This window comes from Klebsiella sp. JB_Kp031 (genome assembly GCF_040064295.1).
Lineage (GTDB): Bacteria > Pseudomonadota > Gammaproteobacteria > Enterobacterales > Enterobacteriaceae > Klebsiella > Klebsiella quasipneumoniae.
The window spans coordinates 47,552-68,391 of sequence record NZ_JBEAJW010000023.1; the positions used below are offsets into that span (position 1 = coordinate 47,552).

18 protein-coding genes, 2 pseudogenes and 1 other annotated feature are annotated in these 20,840 nt (G+C 58.8%); of the genes and pseudogenes, 9 read left to right on the plus strand and 11 right to left on the minus strand.

Annotation, left to right across the window (positions count from 1 at the left end; genetic code table 11):
- Nucleotides 1-227: 227 nt before the first annotated feature.
- A pseudogene (locus ABLV64_RS08270) lies at nt 228-565 on the minus strand (short-chain dehydrogenase); the annotation flags it as partial.
- A gap of 162 nt (nt 566-727) precedes the next feature.
- Between ABLV64_RS08270 and ABLV64_RS08275 the strand changes: the two are divergent.
- Nucleotides 728-990: pseudogene (locus ABLV64_RS08275) on the plus strand (helix-turn-helix domain-containing protein); the annotation flags it as partial.
- Nucleotides 991-1,037: 47 nt separating this feature from the next.
- On the opposite strand, the gene ABLV64_RS08280 reads toward ABLV64_RS08275, so the two are convergent.
- Nucleotides 1,038-1,946 carry a LysR family transcriptional regulator gene (locus tag ABLV64_RS08280; protein WP_004203855.1) on the minus strand — a complete coding sequence of 303 codons (909 nt, stop codon included), beginning with the start codon at nt 1,944-1,946 and terminating at the stop codon, nt 1,038-1,040.
- A 127-nt stretch (nt 1,947-2,073) separates the two neighbouring features.
- On the opposite strand from ABLV64_RS08280, the gene ABLV64_RS08285 reads away from it, so the two are divergent.
- Genes ABLV64_RS08285 through ABLV64_RS08295 form a run of 3 tightly spaced genes read left to right on the plus strand, consistent with a single transcriptional unit; the run spans nt 2,074 to nt 5,749 of the window.
- On the plus strand, nt 2,074-3,384 hold the full coding sequence (locus tag ABLV64_RS08285; protein WP_004203856.1) for an MFS transporter: 1,311 nt from the start codon (nt 2,074-2,076) through the stop codon (nt 3,382-3,384).
- A 14-nt stretch (nt 3,385-3,398) separates the two neighbouring features.
- Nucleotides 3,399-4,487, plus strand: coding sequence for a tartrate dehydrogenase (locus ABLV64_RS08290; protein WP_004203857.1), 1,089 nt, complete (start codon nt 3,399-3,401; stop codon nt 4,485-4,487).
- A gap of 2 nt (nt 4,488-4,489) precedes the next feature.
- Nucleotides 4,490-5,749, plus strand: coding sequence for a glycerate kinase (locus ABLV64_RS08295; RefSeq protein WP_032455868.1), 1,260 nt, complete (start codon nt 4,490-4,492; stop codon nt 5,747-5,749).
- A gap of 216 nt (nt 5,750-5,965) precedes the next feature.
- Here ABLV64_RS08295 and trpA read toward each other — a convergent pair whose 3' ends face one another.
- From trpA to ABLV64_RS08320, 5 genes are read right to left on the minus strand one after another with little or no spacing between them, the layout of a single operon-like run.
- A complete protein-coding gene (trpA, locus tag ABLV64_RS08300; RefSeq protein ID WP_004203859.1) occupies nt 5,966-6,775 on the minus strand; it encodes a tryptophan synthase subunit alpha in 810 nt (269 codons plus the stop codon).
- Nucleotides 6,775-7,968, minus strand: a complete 1,194-nt coding sequence (trpB, locus tag ABLV64_RS08305) for a tryptophan synthase subunit beta (RefSeq protein WP_004203860.1) — start codon at nt 7,966-7,968, stop codon at nt 6,775-6,777. The genes trpA and trpB overlap by 1 nt, the downstream gene beginning before the upstream one ends.
- A 9-nt stretch (nt 7,969-7,977) precedes the next feature.
- Nucleotides 7,978-9,336 (minus strand): bifunctional indole-3-glycerol-phosphate synthase TrpC/phosphoribosylanthranilate isomerase TrpF, encoded by a 1,359-nt coding sequence (gene trpCF / locus ABLV64_RS08310; RefSeq protein ID WP_004203862.1) that lies wholly within the window; start codon nt 9,334-9,336, stop codon nt 7,978-7,980.
- A 3-nt stretch (nt 9,337-9,339) separates the two neighbouring features.
- Entirely contained in the window at nt 9,340-10,935 is a 1,596-nt protein-coding gene (gene trpD, locus ABLV64_RS08315; protein ID WP_004148109.1) for a bifunctional anthranilate synthase glutamate amidotransferase component TrpG/anthranilate phosphoribosyltransferase TrpD, read from the minus strand.
- Entirely contained in the window at nt 10,935-12,497 is a 1,563-nt protein-coding gene (locus ABLV64_RS08320; protein WP_023289326.1) for an anthranilate synthase component 1, read from the minus strand. The genes trpD and ABLV64_RS08320 overlap by 1 nt, the downstream gene beginning before the upstream one ends.
- A gap of 33 nt (nt 12,498-12,530) precedes the next feature.
- Nucleotides 12,531-12,626 (minus strand) — a sequence feature (Trp leader region).
- Between the two features lie 159 nt (nt 12,627-12,785).
- On the opposite strand from ABLV64_RS08320, the gene rnm reads away from it, so the two are divergent.
- Entirely contained in the window at nt 12,786-13,649 is an 864-nt protein-coding gene (gene rnm, locus ABLV64_RS08325) for an RNase AM (RefSeq protein ID WP_004203866.1), read from the plus strand.
- 16 nt (nt 13,650-13,665) lie between these two features.
- Nucleotides 13,666-14,286 (plus strand): L-threonylcarbamoyladenylate synthase, encoded by a 621-nt coding sequence (locus ABLV64_RS08330; protein WP_002901738.1) that lies wholly within the window; start codon nt 13,666-13,668, stop codon nt 14,284-14,286.
- Between the two features lie 21 nt (nt 14,287-14,307).
- Here the strand turns inward: ABLV64_RS08330 and ABLV64_RS08335 are convergent, their stop codons facing one another.
- Nucleotides 14,308-15,216 carry a DMT family transporter gene (locus tag ABLV64_RS08335; protein ID WP_053810527.1) on the minus strand — a complete coding sequence of 303 codons (909 nt, stop codon included), beginning with the start codon at nt 15,214-15,216 and terminating at the stop codon, nt 14,308-14,310.
- A 111-nt stretch (nt 15,217-15,327) separates the two neighbouring features.
- Between ABLV64_RS08335 and gcvA the strand changes: the two genes are divergently transcribed.
- Together gcvA and rluB are read left to right on the plus strand one after the other, a co-directional pair.
- Nucleotides 15,328-16,224 carry a transcriptional regulator GcvA gene (gene gcvA / locus ABLV64_RS08340; RefSeq protein WP_069135682.1) on the plus strand — a complete coding sequence of 299 codons (897 nt, stop codon included), beginning with the start codon at nt 15,328-15,330 and terminating at the stop codon, nt 16,222-16,224.
- 287 nt (nt 16,225-16,511) lie between these two features.
- Nucleotides 16,512-17,414, plus strand: coding sequence for a 23S rRNA pseudouridine(2605) synthase RluB (gene rluB, locus ABLV64_RS08345; protein WP_004203870.1), 903 nt, complete (start codon nt 16,512-16,514; stop codon nt 17,412-17,414).
- Nucleotides 17,415-17,474: 60 nt separating this feature from the next.
- On the opposite strand, the gene cobO is transcribed toward rluB, so the two are convergent.
- Together cobO and ABLV64_RS08355 are read right to left on the minus strand one after the other, a co-directional pair.
- Complete coding sequence (gene cobO / locus ABLV64_RS08350) at nt 17,475-18,065, minus strand: cob(I)yrinic acid a,c-diamide adenosyltransferase (protein WP_004203871.1); 591 nt, start codon at nt 18,063-18,065, stop codon at nt 17,475-17,477.
- Nucleotides 18,062-18,823 (minus strand): YciK family oxidoreductase, encoded by a 762-nt coding sequence (locus ABLV64_RS08355; RefSeq protein WP_004203872.1) that lies wholly within the window; start codon nt 18,821-18,823, stop codon nt 18,062-18,064. Before ABLV64_RS08355 ends, cobO begins: the two co-directional genes overlap by 4 nt.
- A 254-nt stretch (nt 18,824-19,077) precedes the next feature.
- On the opposite strand from ABLV64_RS08355, the gene sohB reads away from it, so the two are divergent.
- Complete coding sequence (gene sohB / locus ABLV64_RS08360) at nt 19,078-20,124, plus strand: protease SohB (protein ID WP_136084526.1); 1,047 nt, start codon at nt 19,078-19,080, stop codon at nt 20,122-20,124.
- A 62-nt stretch (nt 20,125-20,186) separates the two neighbouring features.
- Here the strand turns inward: sohB and ABLV64_RS08365 are convergent, their stop codons facing one another.
- A complete protein-coding gene (locus tag ABLV64_RS08365) occupies nt 20,187-20,438 on the minus strand; it encodes a YciN family protein (protein WP_002901761.1) in 252 nt (83 codons plus the stop codon).
- Nucleotides 20,439-20,840 lie beyond the last annotated feature (402 nt).

Here is a 20,840-nt window from a genome sequence, read left to right on the forward strand (position 1 = left end):
ATAAATGATAAAAAGAATAGTTATCATTCGCCTTAATATTTACACAGAAAAGTTGACGTTTAAACTGATTTCTTCACCCTCGTTTACAAATTTCATAAATTTTGAACAAAAAAGGCGAGTTAGCTCGGCAAAGGTGGCGGGACAAAGCGGTACATAGCGTGGTGACCCTGGGTCAATGACGCCGGGCGGGCGCCGGAGGACGCCCGGAGGCAGGCGTCCCGGCGGGCTTACCAGGGCACCGTGCGGCCCTGGTAATTCAGATACTCCAGTCCCGGGCGCCGCTGCTTGTCGAGCAGGACGTTCACCAGGCATGGGATGGTCTCTTCGATGGTCAGGGGGCGTCGGCCCCGCCGAGCTCGGTGCGGATCCATCCCGGAGCCATCACTACCAGCGGGTGGCAGGCCGAGGTGGGGCGAGCGGCGAAGCTGCGCATGAACATATTCAGCGCGGCTTTACTTACGCGGTAGAGCTCCCGCTGGCCGCCGAGATTGTTCGTCAGACTGCCCTGGCCGGAGGACATCACACCCAGCAGCCCCTGCGGCTTGACCGCCGGCTGCGGCAGCTGGTGCGTGAGGTGTGTTGTGAGTAAAAAAAAGCCCGCACAAGTGCGGGCAAAAATACTGGAAGCAATGTGAGCAATGTCGTACTGAATACCTGAGTTATTTACTCAACTATTCAGTAATGAGAAAGATAATATTTCTCATTTAAGATATCAACCCCATCTTTTGTGCGGAAGCGATTTTTATCCAAGGGTAAAGACCGTGCGCTGCTGGATATCATCAGCGTGATGAACCAGCCAGTGCGCGATGAGCAGATCCTCCAGGCGGCCGGCGTCCAGCTGGAACAGATGCTGTTTCCGCTGCTGGTGGCGGTAGGGCGCCATGGCCCGGTGGGGGGGAGCTGGCGGATCATTTAGGGCGCGATAACACCACCGTCAGTCGCCAGGTGAAGAAACTGGAAGCCCAGGGGCTCGCCTGTAAGCAACCGAACTAAATTCTCGCGTGTTGCCGCCCCGGCGCAACAATCATCTTTTTCCGTCACAAATCACGGGTCAGCTCGTCGATGTTGTCGGAAAGTATCTCCAGTAGGGATCGCAAATAGATAGTGTTATTTCCCTGATGCCACATCGCGCTGAGGGGAAGGCCTTCGATATGTTTTTTGGGCGCGAGCTTAAGGTATTTCACGCCGTCCGCATTCATATCTTTATATGACGCAGGCACCAGAGCGATGCCCAGTCCAGCGGCAACAAAACTCAGGATAGTCTGCTTCTCTTCGGCATACTGCGCGATGACAGGCATGCTGCCACCCTCCTTGAAAATATTCATTGTCAGGTCATGGCTGTGACGCCGGGTGCCTCTTTCCGGCACGATAACCGGCTCGTGTCGGAAGTCATCGATACTGACTTCGTCATAACTGACCAGGCGGTGGTTAGCGGGCACGGCGAGCACGCAGGTTTCATTGGCGATAAAACGTGTTGTCAGCGTGGCATCAATATGTTCCGGCGGACGTACAAAGACCACATCCAGCCATCCTGAAATGAGTCGGGGGATAAGTTTATGAGATTTATCTTCCGTAAGATGAATGTCTGCCTCCGGAAAACGCCTGACGAAAAGATTAAGCAGTTCAGGAAGTAATCCTTTGGCTGCGCTATCGATAGCTCCGATCCGCAACGTCCTTTTCTGCAGCAGGCTATTTTTACGGAATCGCTGCCGTAGCGCATCGAAATCAGCAATGACCGTTTTGGCCTCATTTAAAAAGGCGGCACCTTCAGGCGTTAGCGACACATTGCGGGTCGATCGATTCAGTAGTCTTATCCCCAAATCATCTTCCAGCAGTTTGATGAAGCGACTCAGTGACGCAGGCATCATTTCAAGTTTACGGGCAGCACGGCCGAAGTGAAGCTCATCACCCAATACCACAAAGCAACGTAGCTGATTTATATCCATTTTTTCACCAAAACCTGATTATGCAAATTATTTATATAAAGCCATGCCGATGATAAAGCGGTTCAAAACTTCATACTGGGTTTATTACAAAACGATAACAACCCTACATCACTATGGAGCATCCGTCATGAAAAACGACCTCGAAAAGAAGGTGATGCGCAAGGTTACCCTGCGCATTATTCCTTTCATCATGCTGCTGTACTTCATTGCCTTCCTCGACCGTGTCAACATTGGCTTTGCCGCCCTGACCATGAATCAGGATCTGGGTTTTTCACCTACCGTTTTTGGGCTGGGCGCCGGCATCTTCTTCCTGGGGTACTTTCTGTTTGAGGTGCCGTCAAACTTAATTCTCCATAAAGTAGGTGCCCGCATCTGGATTGCCCGCGTCATGATCACCTGGGGCCTGGTCTCTGGCTGCATGGCTTTTGTGCAGGGTACGACGAGCTTCTACATTCTGCGTTTTCTACTCGGTGTAGCGGAAGCCGGTTTCTTCCCAGGAATTATCCTTTATCTCAGTTATTGGTTCCCGGCAGCCAGACGCGCGCAGGTTACCGCCATCTTTATGGCCGCAGCCCCGCTCTCTACAGCATTGGGATCGCCTGTTTCTGCCGCCCTGCTGGAGATGCATGGCTTTCTCGGCTACGCCGGCTGGCAGTGGATGTTTGTGCTGGAAGCCTTGCCAGCGCTGATACTCGGCGTTGTGGTTCTGTTCTTTCTTACCGATCGTCCGGCCAAAGCCAAATGGCTGACTGACGAAGAGCGTGCATGGCTGGAAAACACCATGCAGGCCGAGGAGCTGGCCCGGGCGGCAAAACAGAACCACAGCAGCGCATGGAAAGGACTGGCGGATAAGCGGGTACTGGCTCTGGCGCTGGTCTATTTCGGTACTTCTGCCGGCTTGTACACACTTGGCATCTGGTCCCCGCAAATCATCCGCAGCTTCGGTGCTACCTCACTGGAGATTGGCTTCCTCAACGCCTTCCCGGCGGTCATCGGCGTCATCGCCATGATCCTGTGGGCGCGGCATTCTGACCGCACCAGAGAGCGCAGCTGGCATGTGATTGGTGCCTGCCTGCTGGCAGCAGCCGGTCTGATTTACGCCGGTAACGTCAGCACACTGTTTACCGTGATTGTTGCCTTAACCCTGGTCACCGCAGGCATCAGCGCCTCGAAACCGCCCCTCTGGAGTATGCCTACCGTGTTCCTCAGCGGCCCGGCTGCGGCCGCGGGTATTGCCACGATTAACTCCATCGGCAATCTGGGCGGCTTTGTCGGCCCGATGATGATTGGGGTGATCCGCGAGCAGACCGGTAGCTACACCTGGGGCCTGTACTTTGTCGCCGGACTGCTGGCTATTTCGGCCCTCATTGTCCTGATCCTTTCTGCCAGGGCGGGTAAACCGCAAACGGCAGAACTCACTCATCCTCATACTCATTAACCGGAGAATTTACTATGCGTAACTATAAAATTGCCGCCATACCTGCCGACGGTATTGGTCCTGAAGTCATCTCGGCAGGTGTTGAAGTGCTGCATGCACTGACACGCCACGATCCGCAGCTGAAGTTTGATGTGGAGACCTTTGACTGGGGGTCGGACTATTACAAAAAACATGGCGTGATGATGCCGGAAGAAGGGCTGAATACACTAAAAAAATTTGATGCCATTTACTTCGGCGCGGTGGGCGCACCGGATGTCCCTGACCACATCACACTCTGGGGTCTGCGCCTGCCAATTTGCCAGGGGTTTGACCAGTACGCCAACGTGCGTCCAACCAAAATCCTGCCGGGTGTCACCTCACCGCTGCGCAACCGCGGGCCCGGGGATCTTGACTGGGTGATTGTGCGCGAAAACTCCGAAGGTGAGTATTCCGGTAACGGCGGTCGTGCACACCGTGGCTTACCGGAAGAAGTCGGCACCGAGGTGGCCATCTTCACCCGCGTCGGGGTTACTCGCATTATGCGCTATGCCTTCAGACTGGCGCAGTCTCGTCCACGTAAACTGCTGACCGTGGTGACTAAATCCAACGCCCAGCGCCACGGAATGGTGATGTGGGATGAGATTGCCGCCGAGGTGGCGCAGGAATTCCCGGATGTGCAGTGGGACAAGATGCTGGTCGATGCGATGACGCACCGCATGACGCTGCATCCCCAGACCCTGGATACCATCGTTGCCACCAATTTGCATGCCGATATCCTTTCCGATCTGGCCGGCGCGCTGGCGGGCAGTCTGGGCGTAGCGCCGACCGCCAATATTGATCCGGAACGCCGCTTCCCTTCCATGTTCGAACCTATCCATGGTTCAGCTTTTGATATCACCGGCAAAGGCATTGCTAACCCGATAGCAACCTTCTGGACTGCGGTACAGATGCTTGAACATCTGGGAGAGCGTAACGCCGCGGCGATGATTATGGAAAGTATCGAATATGTTTGTGAGAAAGGCATTCTGACGCCAGATGTCGGTGGAACGGCCAGTACCGCGGACGTCACCCGCGCTGTAGTGGAATTTATCGAAGCCAGAGCAAATATCGCCGAGACCGTATAACCATGATAAATGAACAGCCTGCAGAGATCCTGCAGGATATTTTTCAGCATGCTGTCGACAGCGCCCGAGCCGGGCCTGCGATCCTGTCTAACCTGCCGGAAAAACCGCGTGGCCGCTGCGTGGTAATCGGTGCCGGTAAAGCCTCGGCGGCAATGGCAGCGGCTGTGGATGCAGCCTGGCCGGATGTGGATGTGTCTGGCGTGGTGGTGACGCGTTACGGTTACGCGGTGCCTGCTGGTCGCATCCGGATTATCGAGGCTGCTCATCCGGTATCGGATTCGATGAGCGAAGTTGCCGCCATGCTGATTGTGGAAGCGCTGCGCGGATTGACCTCTGATGACCTGGTGCTGGCGCTCATTTCCGGTGGCGGGTCGGCGTTGATGGCGCTGCCCGCACCAGGATTAACATTGAAAGATAAGCAGGCCATTACGCGCGCGCTACTGCACAGCGGTGCCAATATCAAAGAGATGAATCTGGTACGTCGTCATCTCTCCGCGGTGAAAGGCGGCAAGCTGGCAAGAATGGCGCAACCGGCCCGTATTGTGTCACTGATTATCAGCGATGTGCCGGGGGATAACCCGGCAGATGTGGCATCAGGTCCTACTGTCGCCGATGACAGTACGCCGCTTGATGCGCTTCGGGTGCTTCAGCGCTACGGTATTCAGACCCCGGAACCTGTTCATAAACTGCTAAGCCAGCCGGCAGGCCCGGTTGAAAGCACAGCGAACAGCGAAGTAAAACTCATTGCCACGCCGCAGCGGGCTTTGCAGGCTGCCGCGCTGGTTGCGTGCAGACACGGACTGACGCCGCTTATTCTCGGCGATGCGTTAGAAGGCGAAAGTCGTGAAGTGGCCATTGTTATGGCCGGGATTGCTAAATCCGTGAAGCAATATGGTCATCCGGTTTCCGGTCCGGCAGTGCTGTTGTCGGGTGGCGAAACCACCGTGACGGTAAGTCAGGGTCAGCACGGGAAGGGTGGTCGTAATACTGAATTTGCGCTCAGTCTGGCCTGTGCGTTGCAGGGAGAAAGCGGTATATGGGCAATCGCCGGCGACAGTGATGGTATCGACGGAACGGAAGATGCAGCAGGTGCGCTGGTATTCCCGGACACGCTAACACGCGGCAAAATGGGTGGTCTAAATGCGGCTAGTTATCTTGATGCACACGATAGCTATAGCTATTTTCATGCGCTCGATGACCTGGTAATGACCGGCCCAACGTTAACCAACGTCAATGATATTCGGGCAATATTGATTGCCTGACCTATCGCTCTCCTGTACCAGGGAGAGCGATATTTTTACTTTCAACATGGTGCAAATCTTCGGTATCCGCCCGCCATCAATTTCCACGTTAAAGCGCATCGCCTGGCGTCAAGGTGTCGATCATCGTTCAGTCTGATGTGCAGGCGTGCAAGATGACGTGGAGGGGGAGCTAACGCGAGGAAATCGCCGCCTGGCGCGATGCCAGGCGGCTGACGGTCAGGCGGTTTTGGTCGCCGCCTTCAGGCTCTGGACGAAGGCTTTCAGCTCGTCGAGCATGGTTTGCGGCTCATCAAGATGACGTTCGATGATTTTGACGATGGCGGAACCGGAGATCGCCCCGGCGGCCCCGGCGTCAATGGCGGCGCTCACCTGCTCCGGCGCGGAGATGCCAAAGCCCTGCAGCGGCGGCGCAGCGTGATATTCCGCCAGCTTCTCCACCAGATGGTGCAGCGGCAGCGCAGCGCGATTTTCCGCACCCGTCACCCCGGCGCGCGACAGCAGATAGGTGTAGCCGCGACCATAAGAGGCAATCTGGCGCAGTAAATCGTCATCCGCATTGGGCGGGCAAATGAAAATTGGCGCGATGTTATGGCGCATCGCCGCCTGGCGGAACGGGGCGGACTCTTCCACCGGCACGTCGGCTACCAGCACCGAGTCGACGCCGACGCGGGCGCACTGGGCATAGAACTCATCGATACCCGGGCTGAAGACGAGGTTCGCGTACATCAGCAGGCCGATTGGGATCGTTGGATGCTTCTGGCGGATCGCCGCCAGCATCTCAAAGCACTGCGCCGGGGTTACCCCCGCGGCGAAGGCGCGCAGGGCCGCGCCCTGGATGGTCGGGCCGTCCGCCAGCGGGTCGGAGAAGGGGATCCCCAGCTCAAGGGCATCGGCGCCGCCTTCGATCAGCGCATCGATAATTTTCAGCGACTGCTCCGGTCCCGGATCGCCAAGGGTGACAAAGGGGACGAAAGCGCCTTCCTGGCGGTTTTTCAGTTGGGCAAATAGCGTCTCATAGCGTTCCATCAGATTTCCCCTCGCGCTTTCAGGATGTCGTGTACGGTGAAAATGTCTTTATCGCCGCGGCCGGAGAGGTTAACCACCAGCAGCTGCTCTTTTTCCGGGTTCTCGCGCATCATTTTCAGCGCATGGGCCAGAGCGTGAGAGGACTCCAGCGCCGGGATGATCCCTTCGTGGCGGGAGAGCGCTTTAAACGCCTCCAGCGCTTCGTCATCGGTGATCGACACATAGTCGGCGCGCCCGGTGCTGTTAAGAAACGCGTGCTGCGGCCCAACGGACGGGAAGTCCAGCCCGGCGGAAATGGAGTAAGATTCCTCGATCTGGCCGTCGGCGGTTTGCATCATCGGCGACTTCATCCCGAAGTAGATCCCCACACGACCATGCTTCAGCGGCGCGCCGTGCTCCCCGCTTTCGATACCGTGCCCGGCAGGCTCCACGCCGATCAGGCCGACGCGGGTTTCCTCGATAAAATCAGCGAACATGCCGATGGCGTTTGACCCGCCGCCGACGCAGGCGATCACCGCGTCCGGCAGACGGCCCTCTTTTTCGAGGATCTGCGCTTTGGTCTCTTCGCCGATCATGCGCTGGAATTCACGCACGATGGTCGGGAACGGGTGCGGACCGGCGGCGGTGCCCAGCATATAGTGCGCCTTCTCGTAGCTACCGGACCAGTCGCGCAGCGCCTCGTTACAGGCATCTTTCAGCGTGGCGGAGCCGCTGTGCACCGGGATCACCTCGGCGCCCATCAGGCGCATACGGAAGACGTTCGGCGACTGGCGCTCGACGTCCTTGGCGCCCATGTAGATACGGCATTTCAGACCGAGCAGGGCGCTGGCCAGCGCTGAGGCGACGCCGTGCTGACCGGCGCCGGTCTCGGCGATAATTTCGGTTTTGCCCATCCGTTTGGCCAGCAGAGCCTGGCCCAGCACCTGGTTGGTTTTGTGCGCGCCGCCGTGCAGCAGATCTTCGCGTTTCAGGTACAGGGTAGTGCGGGTCCCTTCGGTCAGGTTCCGGCATTTGGTCAGGGCCGTCGGACGACCGGCGTAGTTTTTCAGCAGGTCGGTGAATTCCGCCTGAAAGGCCGGGTCCTTCTGCGCGCTGACAAAGGCCTCTTCCAGCTGGCGCAGGGCGGGCATCAGGATCTGCGGCACATACATGCCGCCGAATTCGCCGAAGTAGGGGTTCAGTAAAGTGCTCATTATTGCTCCTTAATATGCGCGCAGCGTCTGGAATACGGAGGCCAGCTTGCTGGCGTCTTTAATCCCGGGTTGCGACTCTACGCCTGAATTGAAATCGAGTCCGGCACAGCCGCTTTTGGCCGCTTCCACACAGTTATCGGCGCCGAGGCCGCCAGCCAGCATAACGTTACGCAGGTCCTGGCCCTGCAGCAGGCTCCAGTCAAAACGCTGGCCGCTGCCGCCCTGGCCGTTGTCGAGCAGATACTTATCGACATGGCGGAGTGTACGGGACGGCAAGGTTTCGCCAACGCTCAGCGCTTTCCAGATGCGGACGCTATCCGCGAGGGCGTCGCGCAGCGCGTCGATATAGGCCTGGTCTTCATCACCGTGCAGCTGTACGGCGGCCAGCTCCAGGGCCTGGGCGCGGGCGACCACCTCATCCAGCGGCGCATTGCGGAAGACGCCGACGTACTGCAGCGGCGCGGCGGCGATCACCGCTTTAGCCTGGGCGTCATTTACCGCCCGCGGCGAGGTCGGGACGAAGATCAGCCCACCGTAGATGGCGCCAGACTCCCAGGCCACCTGCGCATCCTGCGGGCGCGTCAGGCCGCACACTTTGTTCTCGCCGAGCAGCACGCGCTTGACCGCCGCTTCCAGATCCGCCTGCTCCATCAGGGCGGAGCCGATCAGGAAGCCATTGGCGAAGTGGCTCAGCTCACGCACTTCGGCATAGGTATGGATGCCGGATTCGCTGATCACCGTGACATCCGGGCCGAGACGCGCCGCCAGCTGACGGGTGCGGTTGAGGTCAATCGACATATCGCGCAGGTCGCGGTTGTTGATGCCCACCACCTTCGCCTTCAGGGCGATGGCGCGCTCCAGCTCCTCATCATTGCTGACTTCTGTGAGCACGCCCATATTCAGGCTGTGAGCCACCGCCGAGAGCTGACGATACTGTTCATCGTCGAGCACCGACAGCATCAGCAGGCAGGCGTCGGCCTGATAGTAGCGCGCCAGGTAGATCTGGTAAGGGTCGATGGTGAAGTCCTTACACAGGATCGGCTGCGGCGCGACCTTGCTGACGATCGGCAGAAAATCGAAGCTGCCCTGGAAATATTTCTCATCACACAGCACCGAGATCGCCGAGGCGTAGTGTTTGTAGATGCTGGCGATCGCCGCCGGATCGAAATCTTCGCGAATCAACCCCTTCGACGGCGAAGCCTTTTTGCACTCGAGAATAAACGCGGTGCGGGTGCCGGCCAGCGCGTCATAGAAATTGCGCTGCGTCGGGACGACCTCATTCTGAAAACTGGCTAAAGGTTGTTGTTGTTTGCGGGCTTCCACCCAAATCGCTTTGTCGGCAACGATTTTTGCTAAAACGGTCTGCATTCTTTACCCTCTTGCCGCTAAGGCGGTCACTCTGTCATAGGCCGCGCCGCTGTGCAGCACATCCAGTACCTGCTGAGCGTTAGCTTTCAGATCTTCATGCCCGTGTAAACGCATCAACATGGCGACGTTGGCGGCGACGGCGGCTTCGTGAGCGGCTTCACCTTTACCTTGTAGCAAGCGCGTCAGAATGTCACGGTTTTCTTCCGGCGTGCCGCCCGCCAGCTGCGCCTGATGGTAAGGCGTCAGGCCGAAATCGTCGGCGGTCAGCTGATAGCTTTTAATTTCCCCGTTATGCAGCTCGGCGACCACCGTGGGCGCATGCAGCGAGACTTCATCCATCCCGCCGCTGTGCACCACGGCAGCGCGCTGATAACCGAGTACGCGCAAGGTTTCCGCAATCGGCAACACCAGTTCCGGGCTGTAGACGCCAATCAGCGCCAGCGGTGGATGCGCCGGGTTGATCAGCGGGCCCAGCACGTTAAACAGAGTACGGGTCTTCAGCTGCTGACGGACCGGCATCGCGTGGCGGAAACCGGTGTGGTACTTCGGCGCGAACAGGAAGCAGACGCCCAGCTCATCGAGCGCCGCGCGGGATTTATCGGCGTTCATATCGAGATTAATGCCGAAGGCCGCCAGCAGGTCAGAAGAGCCTGATTTACTGGAAACGCTGCGGTTGCCGTGCTTCGCCACTTTCAATCCACAGGCAGCGGCGACAAACGCGCTGGCGGTGGAGATATTAATGCTGTTGCTGCCGTCGCCACCGGTGCCGACGATGTCGGCAAACAGGTAGTCCGGGCGCGGGAACGGCGCGGCGTTTTCCAGCAGCGCGGTGGCGGCGCCGGCAATTTCCTGCGGCTGCTCGCCGCGCACTTTCATACTGACCAGCGCGGCGGCCAGCTGTTCAGGCTTCACTTCGCCGCGCACGACGGCGGAGAACAGCTGGTGGCTCTCCTGCTGGCTCAGGGTTTCCGCCTGGTACAGCTTCTCAAGGATCGGCTGGAGGGTGTTGGTATGCTCCAGCTTCTGCAGCGCCCAGGCCAGGGTCTGCTCCAGCAGTCGCGCGCCCTGGGTGGTGAGGATCGATTCCGGGTGGAACTGGAAGCCGCACACCCGATCCGCATCGTGACGCACCGCCATCACCATGCCATTGAAATTGGCGTTAATCGTCAGCCCGGCGGGAATATTGCTGCCGACCAGCGAGTGGTAGCGCGCCACCGGCAGCGGGTTAGCCAGACCGGCAAACATCGCCTGGCCGTCGTGCTCAATGCTGGAGGCTTTACCGTGAAGGATCTCGCCCGCCTGGCCGACATAGCCGCCGTAGGCTTCGACAATGGCCTGGTGGCCGAGGCAGATGCCGATGATCGGCAGCTTGCCCCGCATGCGGGTCAGCAATTCCGGCATGCAGCCGGCTTCGCTTGGCGTACCCGGGCCAGGGGAGAGCATCAGCACCGGATTGTCCATGGTGCCCAGACGCTCAATCAGCGCCTGCGCCGGAACGGAGTTACGGTAAATCACCACGTTATGGCCGTTGGCGCGCAGCTGGTCTGCCAGGTTATAGGTGAAAGAATCGATATTATCGAGCAGCAGAATGTCAGCCATCAGAAAATCTCCTTCGCGTGATGGGCCTGGGCAATGGCGCGCAGCACCGCGCGGGCTTTATTTCGGGTCTCATCCGCTTCCGACTGGGGAACCGAGTCGAGCACAATGCCGGCTCCGGCCTGGACGGTAGCGATACCCTCCTGCACGTAGGCGGAACGGATGACGATGCAGGTGTCGAGGTCGCCGTGGGCAGTGAAATAGCCCACCGCGCCGCCGTAGCTGCCGCGTCGTTTACCTTCGGCGGCGGCAATCAGCTGCATGGCGCGAACCTTCGGCGCGCCGCTGAGAGTGCCCATGTTCATGCAGGCGCGGTAAGCGTGCAGCACATCGAGATCCTGACGCAGTTCACCCACCACCCGGGAGACCAGATGCATCACGAAGGAGTAACGGTCAACCTTGGTTAAATCGGCGACATAGCGGCTGCCCGGGGTACAGATGCGGGCCAGATCGTTGCGCGCCAGGTCCACCAGCATCAGGTGCTCGGAAAGCTCTTTGTGATCGGTACGCATTTCCAGTTCGATACGGCTGTCGAGATCGCGATCCAGCGAACCGTCGGCGCGGCGGCCGCGCGGCCGGGTGCCGGCGATGGGGTAGATCTCAATCTGACGGCTGACGGCATCGTACTTCAGCGAGCTTTCCGGCGAGGCGCCGAACAGGGTGAAATCGTTGTCCTGCATAAAGAACATATACGGGCTGGGGTTGCTCTTCTTCAGCACATCATACGCGGCCAGCGGCGACGGGCAGGGAAGCGAGAAGCGGCGGGAAGGGACCACCTGGAAGATTTCCCCGGCGCGGATCGCGCGCTGCATTTTGCGCACCACCGCGCCGTACTCTTCATCGCTCTGGTCAACGTCGCAGCGCATTTCGGCCACGGTAGTGACCGGCAGCGGCAGCGGTGGCTCGTTCAGCTGCTGGCGCAGCTGGCTCAGGCGCTGCTCCAGGCGCTGTTTTTCACTCTCCAGCGGCGTGAACAGGCTCGCCTGGATGCGGGTATGCTTGGTCTGATGGTCGATGACCAGCAGGGTCTCCGCCAGATAGAAGCAGTAGTCCGGGCAGGCGGTGTCGCTCTGCAGGGGCGGCAGATCTTCAAAGCCGGCCACCAGGTCATAGGCGAACAGGCCGCCAAAGAACATCGCTTCACGCTCGTTGGCAGGGACGGTCACCAGCTCCTGCAGGAGACGGAAGGCGTCAAACACTGACAGCGAGCAGAGGCGGGCGTCTTCATCGAGCAGGGAACTGACCGCCGGGAAGGTCAGGATCCGGCCGTTGGGCTGGCGCTGATTGGCGATCCCGGAGGGCAGCGCGCCGTCCAGCAGCTCCAGCAGCGCGGCGCCGTTGGCGGAGAGGGCCTGAATGGTGACAGTGTCACCGAGAGCGGTGATGCGCAGCGCGCTGTCCACCAGCAGCAGGCTTTTTAAGTCATCTTTGCTGTCGATGTCAGCCGATTCCAGCAGCAGCGTGGCCGGACGGGCGCCGCACAGTTGGTGGAATAACGCCGTCGGGTTCTCCCGGTAGATGGCGTCGCTGGTGAGAAGCTCGAGTGCCGGTTTGGATGTTTGCATTATTGTTCTCGCCTGTTCGTATTATTTTTGTCCAATAAAAAGCCCGCTCATTGGCGGGCCGGGTATCTGTATGCTGAATGCAAAACGCGATCACGCCGCCCGTTATCAGGAGGTGCGCCACCAGCTGTGCAGAGTGATAAAGTGCATTTTCATCGTGATACCCCTTCATGTGAACTTGCGTACTAGTTAACTAGTTCAATGGAATAAAGTCAACCCTTGTTTGCAGATTTTCTCTGCCTGTCGGTATGATAATGCGCTTATTTACGTTGATGTCCAGCAGGAGTCCTTTTGAGCGACAGCCAATACGCAGTGATTTACGATCTGCACAGCCATACCACCGCCTCTGACGGGCGGCTGACTCCGCAGGAACTGGTCCATCGCGCCCATGAAATGCGCGTAGGCACGCTGGCGATCACCGACCATGACAGCGTGGCGGCGATCCCCGCGGCCCGGGAGGAGATCGCCCGCGCCGGATTACCCTTGACCCTGGTGAACGGCGTCGAGATTTCCACCCTCTGGGAGAATCACGAGATTCATATTGTGGGTCTCAATATTGATATTGCGCACCCTGCGATGACCGCCCTGCTGGAGGAGCAGAAAGCGCGGCGCCAGCAGCGCGGCCAGATGATTGCCGAGCGTCTGGAGAAGGCGCGCATCCCCGGCGCCTGGGAAGGGGCGCTGCGGCTGGCGGACGGTGGCGCCGTCACCCGCGGCCATTTTGCCCGTTTTCTGGTGGAGGCCGGCCACGCGAAGAACATGGCGGAGGTCTTCAAAAAATACCTTGCCCGCGGGAAAACCGGTTACGTGCCGCCGCAGTGGTGTACAATAAAACAAGCAATTGATGTCATTCATCATTCTGGCGGTAAGGCGGTGATAGCCCATCCCGGGCGTTACGATCTTTCCGCCAAGTGGCTTAAGCGGCTGTTGGCCCACTTCAGCGAGCAGGGCGGTGATGCCATGGAAGTGGCCCAGTGTCAGCAGGCGCCCCATGAACGCGCCCAGCTGGCCGCCCTGGCCGTGCAGTTTGGTCTTCTGGCGTCGCAGGGTTCCGATTTCCATCAGCCCTGCGCGTGGATCGAACTTGGCCGTAAGCTCTGGCTCCCTGCCGGCGTGGAAGGCGTCTGGCACAGCTGGGAAGCGGCCACCGAATAAAAATTGAGAGGGAAGTATGAGCCAGTTTTTTTATATCCATCCGGATAACCCGCAGGCGCGGTTGATTAACCAGGCGGTGGAGATTGTGCGTAAGGGCGGGGTGATCGTATATCCTACCGACTCCGGCTACGCGCTGGGCTGCAAAATTGAAGACAAGGGCGCGATGGAGCGGATCTGCCGCATCCGTCAGCTGCCGGACGGCCACAACTTCACCCTGATGTGCCGCGACCTGTCCGAACTGTCAACCTACGCTTTTGTGGACAACGTGGCGTTTCGCCTGATGAAAAACAATACGCCGGGCAACTACACCTTTATCCTCAAAGGAACGAAAGAGGTACCGCGCCGGCTGCTGCAGGAGAAGCGTAAAACCATTGGTATGCGCGTCCCGTCCAACCCCATCGCTCAGGCGTTGCTTGAGACCTTAGGCGAACCGATGCTCTCTACCTCGCTGATGCTGCCCGGCAGCGACTTTACCGAATCCGACCCGGAAGAGATCAAAGATCGTCTGGAGAAAGTCGTGGACCTCATTATCCACGGCGGTTTCCTGGGGCAGCAGCCGACCACGGTTATCGACCTGACGGAAGATACCCCGGTGGTGCTGCGCGAAGGCGTGGGCGACGTGAGGCCGTTTCTCTGACACTACCTGCCGGGCGGTGCCTCATGCGCCGCCTGGTACCCTCTCTTTTCTCCCCGACGGCACGACCATCATCCACAGCGCCAGGCAGACCAGCAGCGCGCCGAGAATTAACCCACTCTCCACAATCTCTCCAAGAAAAAGATAGCCCCACAGCACCGCAAAAGGCGGGATCAAAAAGGTCACGGACAGTGAACGCAGCGGTCCAATATCAGCGATCAGGCGGAAATAGAGGATATACCCTGCCGCCGTGCAGACGACACCCAGCATAAGCATTGCCATCCACGGCAGGCCCTGACCCCAGTCCACAGCCAGCCCATGCCCGCAGGACCAGAGAAAGAAGGGGCATAAAAACAGCGTGGCGCCGATTTGGCTGCCCAACGCGACGCGCTCCGCTTCGAGGCCGCCGCGCTGTTGGATCCAGCGGCGGGTCAGAAAGCCGGCCAGGCCATAGCAGGCGGTGGCGGTCAGACAGGCGCCGACGCCCGGCAGCAGCTGGGCGGCGCCGAGGCCGGTAGTCGGGCGCGCGATCACCGCCACGCCAATAGCGCCCAGCGCCGCGCCAGCGCCTTTGCGCAGGGTCAGCGGTTCCGCAAAGCAGAGTGCGCCAATCAGCACCCCCATCATCGGCGCCGTGGCGTTGAGCGTGGCGGAGTACCCTGCCGGTAGCCATTGCGCGGCAAGGCAGTACATCAGAAAAGGGAGGCCGGAATTGATGACCCCCAGCTTCAGAGTGGCGATGAATTTACCCTCATACCCGCCCCATTTTCCGCGCGCGCCGGCCAGCAACCCTAAAGCGACGGCGGCGAACAGCACGCGCAGAAAGGCGCTGTTTACCGCGCCGAAAGCCGGGGTGGTGATGCGCATAAACAGAAAGCTGGCACCCCAGAGGGCGGCAAGCAGCAGCAGGCGACCACAGTCGATAACACGCATGATTGACTCCTTGTGAACGGTAAGGAAGCTAACTGTAGAGCTCTCGTGCAATGGCCGACAAACGCGTTATGCTTACATGATTAAGTTTTTCTTAACTGAGGTTCCATAGCCATGAAACTCCCGCCGCTGAATGCGTTGCGCTGTTTTGAGGCGGCGGCGCGGCTGCTCAGCCTGAAGCTGGCCGCCAGTGAACTTTGCGTCACACCCAGCGCTGTCAGCCAGCAGATTGCCCGCCTGGAGGAGGCGCTGAATGTCCCGCTATTTATCCGTACCCCCCGACGGTTACAGTTAACGGAGGTGGGGGAGATCTACCTCCGGGCCGTGCAGCCCGCGTTTCATCAGATAGCTGCCGCCACCCGGCGTCTGCAGGTGCCCCCGGGGCCGGAAAAAGTGACTGTCAGTTGTACCAGCGGCTTTGCTATTCAATGGCTGCTGCCGCGGCTGGCTGATTTTGAACGGCGCTATCCACAGATAGAGATCCTGATCGGCACCACCAACCGGCGAGTGGATTTGCTGAGCGAAGAGATCGATTTTGCCGTGCGGCATGGCGTCGGGGGCTGGCCGGAACTGCAGGCTTATCGTCTGCTGGATGACGATCTGATGCCGGTCTGTAGTCCGCAGCTGATTACTCCGCACCGGACCCTCGCCGATGCCAGCGGTCTGCTAGAGTATCCGCTGCTGCACGATGAACATCGTGAGGACTGGGCGCTGTGGTGCGAGGCCGTGGGGCTGGAAGCGCACCGCGCGCGCCGTGGCCCGGTGTTCACTGATTGCAACGGCGTAACGGAGGCGGCATTAGCCGGTATGGGGATGGCTTTACTGCGACGTTCATTCATAGCGCCTGCGCTGACGCAGGGGCGGCTGGTGAATCCTCTGGCGCAGCCCATCGCCTGTCCGCTGGCCTATCATCTGGTTTACCACGAGACCGCGCTGCTGGCCCCTGCCAACCGCTGTTTTCGTGACTGGCTGCTCGCCCAGCACTCTGCCGTCGCGCAAGAGCAGGCGTAGCGCAGGGAGGCGCTCTCTGTCCGACTAAGACCAACACAGGTGAGGGTAGACAGGAGAATAAGGAAAATCTGTTCCATACTAAAGGCGCGGTGTGGCGAACAGAAGCTTTCCCGGCGAAGTTAGTGTAGTATGTTCGGCCACGAATACGGGCTCGCGGCGAATGTTTTGCGCATGCCGGCGAGACTTTACGTACAAAGTATATACGTAACAATGAGTTGCTGATACAGGCCTCATTGTTTCATAAAGCATACCAGACGCCTGGGAAGGCGACACCTTAAGGAAGCTCAATGAGCGAGAAACTGCAAAAAGTGCTGGCCCGCGCCGGCCACGGCTCCCGCCGTGAAATTGAAGCGAAAATCGAAGCTGGCCGCGTCAGCGTCGACGGCAAAATCGCCACCCTCGGCGACCGTGTGGAAATCGTCCCCGGTTTAAAAATTCGTATCGATGGCCATCTGATCTCGGTGAAAGAGTCCGCCGAGCAGATCTGCCGCGTGCTGGCGTACTACAAGCCGGAAGGCGAACTGTGCACCCGTAACGATCCGGAAGGACGCCCGACGGTGTTCGATCGTCTGCCTAAACTGCGCGGCGCGCGCTGGATTGCCGTTGGTCGTCTGGACGTCAACACCTGTGGCCTGTTGCTGTTCACCACCGACGGCGAACTGGCAAACCGCCTGATGCACCCGAGCCGTGAAGTCGAGCGTGAGTACGCCGTTCGCGTTTTCGGCCAGGTAGATGAAGATAAGCTGCGCCAGCTGTCGCGCGGCGTACAGTTAGAAGATGGCCCGGCGGCGTTTAAAACCATCAAATTCACCGGCGGCGAAGGGATTAACCAGTGGTATAACGTTACCCTGACCGAAGGGCGTAACCGCGAAGTGCGTCGCCTGTGGGAAGCGGTCGGCGTGCAGGTCAGCCGCCTGATCCGCGTGCGCTATGGCGATATTCTGCTGCCGAAAGGCCTGCCGCGCGGCGGCTATACCGAGCTGGACCTGGCGCAGACCAACTATCTGCGCGAACTGGTGGAACTTACTCCGGAAACCAGCTCCAAGGTCGCCGTTGAAAAAGATCGTCGCCGGTTGAAAGCCAATCAGATCCGCCGGGCGGTGAAGCGTCACAGCCAGACCAGCGCTAACCCGCGCCAGGGTAATAACAGCAACCGCCGTTCCAGTACCCGCAATAAGACCAACGGTTAATGTTGCGCGTTCCGGTGGTTTTGCGCCGGAACGCGGACTTCCTTTCGCCGTATCCGGTCCTCAGTAGTCAATCCCCATCTGCGCTTTAATGCCGGCATCAAAGGCATGTTTCACCGGGCGCAGCTCGCTGACGGTATCCGCCATTTCAATAATATCGCGATGACAGCCGCGGCCGGTGATGATCACCGACTGGTGGGCAGGACGCTCACGCAGAGCGCTCAGCACCGCCTCCAGCGGCAGGTAATCGTAGGCCACCATATAGGTCAGCTCGTCCAGCAGCACCAGATCGAGCTGGTCGTCGGCAAGCATACGGCGGGCATGTTCCCAAACCGCCAGACAGGCGGCGGTGTCGCTGTCGCGGTCCTGAGTGTTCCAGGTAAAGCCTGTCGCCATCACCTGGAATTCGACGCCGTGGGGCTCCAGCAGATTACGCTCGCCGTTAGGCCAGGTCCCCTTGATAAACTGGATCACGCCGACTTTTTTGCCGTGGCCGACGGCGCGGGTCGCGGTGCCAAAGGCGGCGGTAGTTTTTCCTTTGCCGTTGCCGGTAAAGACCATCACAATGCCGCGCTCGTCCTGGGCCGCCGCCACCCGGGCATCCACTTTATCTTTCAGCCGCTGCTGGCGTTCGCGGTAGCGTTCATCACTCATTGGGCAATTCCTGGTTTACGCCCCGGTTGGGCGTCGAAGGTCATTCCCGTCTTGCGACGACTGTCGTCGCCCATCAGCCACAGATAGACGGGCATAATGTCAGCGGGGGTTTTCAGTTTCAGCGGATCTTCCGTCGGGAACGCGCTGGCGCGCATGCCGGTGCGGGTGCCGCCGGGGTTGATACAGTTCACCCGCAGGTGGCGGCTTTGGTACTCGTCGGCCAGCACCTGCATCATCCCTTCGGTGGCGAATTTGGAGACGGCATAGGCGCCCCAGTTGGCGCGACCCTGACGACCGACGCTGGATGAGGTAAAGACCAGCGAACCAGATTCGGAACGGAGTAATAAAGGAAGAAGCGCCTGGGTCAGCATAAAGGTGCCATTGACGTTCACCTGCATCACCTGCTGCCAGACCTCCGGTTTCTGTTCATCCATCGGGCAGATGTCGCCGAGCAAGCCAGCATTGTGCAGCACGCCGTCAAGGCGGGGATAGTGGATGCTGATCTGCTGCGCCAGCTGCTGGCACGCCTGCGGCGTGCAGGTGAGCAGGTCGAGAGTAAACCAGCGGGGAGGAATACCGCCCTCACGCTCAATCTCCTCGGCGACGGCGCGCAGTTTGTCGTCGTTGCGACCCAGCAGGATAACGCTGGCGCTGTAGCGGGCGTAGGTCAGGGCCGCTTCACGACCAATTCCATCGCTGGCCCCGGTGACCAGAATGATGCGATCTTTCAGCAAGTGGCGTTGCGGTTGATAATGCACGGCGACTCCTTTGGCGATCGGCTCTCGATCGCGCTTCATCTTTGGTATCTCACTTTTGCGCTGTTATGCCTGAAAGCGCCCGCCATTGCAATCGGCGAAGCGGAAAGTATTCACAAAATTAATATCTTGCAACGATTTCAGCCTCGCCTAAAAAAACGGAATCCGCTGCGCAGAGGACACAAAGCACAAAGACTTCTCGCCAGGGGCTGATGTACACTGTGAAGCAACGTCAGTGCTTTACACAAGGTGAAAACGTGGAATTACTTGCTCAATATGGCTTATTTTTAGCCAAGATCGCGACCGTTGTCGTCGCTATCGCGGTGATTGCCGCTATTATCGTCAACCTGGCCCAGCGCAAGAAACAGCGCGGTGAGCTGCGGGTAACGAATCTTAGCGAGCATTATAAAGAGATGAAGGAATCGCTGGCGGTGGCCCTGCTGGACGGCCCGCAGCAGAAGCAGTGGCATAAGTCGCAGAAGAAAAAGCAAAAACAAGAGGCGAAGGCGGCGAAAGCGCGGGCGAAGCTGGGTAATACCGAGCCGGAAGGCAAGCCGCGCGCCTGGGTGCTGGATTTCAAAGGCAGTATGGATGCTCATGAAGTCACCAGCCTGCGGGAAGAGATCACCGCGGTGCTGGCGGCGGCGAAAGCGCGCGATCAGGTGGTGATTCGTCTGGAAAGCCCCGGCGGGGTGGTGCACGGCTACGGGCTGGCTGCCTCTCAGCTGCAGCGCTTGCGTGACAAACAGATCCCGCTGACGGTGGCGGTCGATAAAGTGGCGGCCAGCGGCGGCTATATGATGGCCTGCGTGGCGAACAAAATTGTCTCGGCGCCGTTTGCGATCCTCGGCTCTATTGGCGTGGTGGCGCAGATCCCAAACCTGCACCGTTTCCTGAAGAACAAGGATATTGATATCGAACTGCACACCGCCGGACAGTACAAACGAACGCTCACGATGCTGGGTGAAAACACTGAAGAAGGACGGCGCAAGTTTCGCGAAGACCTTAATGAGACGCACCATTTGTTCAAGGATTTCGTCCAGCGGATGCGCCCGGGCCTTGATATTGAGCAGGTGGCCACTGGCGAGCACTGGTACGGGGTACAGGCGCTGGAAAAAGGGCTGGTGGATGCGGTTGAAACCAGTGATGAGCTGCTGCTGGGACTCATGGAGAGCCACGAGGTGATCGGAGTGCGTTATCAACAGCGTAAGAAAATGCTCGATCGCTTCACCGGTAGCGCGGCGGAGAGTGCCGATCGACTGCTGCTGCGCTGGTGGCAGCGCGGACAGAAGCCGCTGATGTAGATGATAAAACGCGAGGCTCTGCCTCGCGTTCTCGTTTAGAGCGGTCTTAATCTACGCCGGTCTTAATCGACCAGGTGATATTTGTCCGACAGCTCATGGGCGAGGTACTTAAACATATTAAATACCGCTGTACTCTTTGGCGTCGGCAGACCCTGCTCATCAAGATAAAACTCACCGCTAAACACCAGGACATTGTTGCGCTGAACGACGTCGGTGGCTTCGATACCGGCTAACGTATCCTCATGTTCGCGAATAAGTTTGTTGGCTTTTTCGAGCAGCGTCTGGCGATCGATTGGTTGGGTTGTACCTTGCATAACGGACTCCTCTTTTTCTCCGGGCGTAGTTTACGCCGCGCGGCGGCGCGGGGCAAATTTTCCATGGACAAAACAGGGGTAATCGTAACCAGTGGAGAAACAGCCGTTTACTGGCGTGATTCGCTTTTGCATGCTAATAAAGTTGCGTAACGAATTTTATCAGGTACAGTGTGACGCTTTCGGCGATCTGGCAACAGATTTGCTTGACATTCGGCCAAAAATTCTTCGTGCTATGTCACCTGACGAAAAAAGGTCAGTAAACTCAAGCGCCTGGTTTTACGGAGATGAAACAGGTGTTCTGGGTTGATATTCACCGACGGTGCCGCAACATATGAGGCAGTCGCCAGTGGAGGGTGTATGAATGTGCGATGTATTCCTGGATGAATCAAATTAGGTAAAGGT

Coding starts and splice junctions, on each gene's coding strand:
- rluB (WP_004203870.1), top strand. CDS start 16,512: ATGAGCGAGAAACTGCAAAAAGTGCTGGCCCGCGCCGGCCACGGCTCC.
- trpD (WP_004148109.1), bottom strand. CDS start 10,935: ATGGCTGACATTCTGCTGCTCGATAATATCGATTCTTTCACCTATAAC.
- ABLV64_RS08335 (WP_053810527.1), bottom strand. CDS start 15,216: ATGCGTGTTATCGACTGTGGTCGCCTGCTGCTGCTTGCCGCCCTCTGG.
- ABLV64_RS08290 (WP_004203857.1), top strand. CDS start 3,399: ATGCGTAACTATAAAATTGCCGCCATACCTGCCGACGGTATTGGTCCT.
- trpB (WP_004203860.1), bottom strand. CDS start 7,968: ATGAGCACTTTACTGAACCCCTACTTCGGCGAATTCGGCGGCATGTAT.
- ABLV64_RS08285 (WP_004203856.1), top strand. CDS start 2,074: ATGAAAAACGACCTCGAAAAGAAGGTGATGCGCAAGGTTACCCTGCGC.
- cobO (WP_004203871.1), bottom strand. CDS start 18,065: ATGAGTGATGAACGCTACCGCGAACGCCAGCAGCGGCTGAAAGATAAA.
- ABLV64_RS08365 (WP_002901761.1), bottom strand. CDS start 20,438: ATGCAAGGTACAACCCAACCAATCGATCGCCAGACGCTGCTCGAAAAA.
- gcvA (WP_069135682.1), top strand. CDS start 15,328: ATGAAACTCCCGCCGCTGAATGCGTTGCGCTGTTTTGAGGCGGCGGCG.
- ABLV64_RS08320 (WP_023289326.1), bottom strand. CDS start 12,497: ATGCAAACATCCAAACCGGCACTCGAGCTTCTCACCAGCGACGCCATC.
- ABLV64_RS08280 (WP_004203855.1), bottom strand. CDS start 1,946: ATGGATATAAATCAGCTACGTTGCTTTGTGGTATTGGGTGATGAGCTT.
- trpA (WP_004203859.1), bottom strand. CDS start 6,775: ATGGAACGCTATGAGACGCTATTTGCCCAACTGAAAAACCGCCAGGAA.
- ABLV64_RS08295 (WP_032455868.1), top strand. CDS start 4,490: ATGATAAATGAACAGCCTGCAGAGATCCTGCAGGATATTTTTCAGCAT.
- ABLV64_RS08330 (WP_002901738.1), top strand. CDS start 13,666: ATGAGCCAGTTTTTTTATATCCATCCGGATAACCCGCAGGCGCGGTTG.
- trpCF (WP_004203862.1), bottom strand. CDS start 9,336: ATGCAGACCGTTTTAGCAAAAATCGTTGCCGACAAAGCGATTTGGGTG.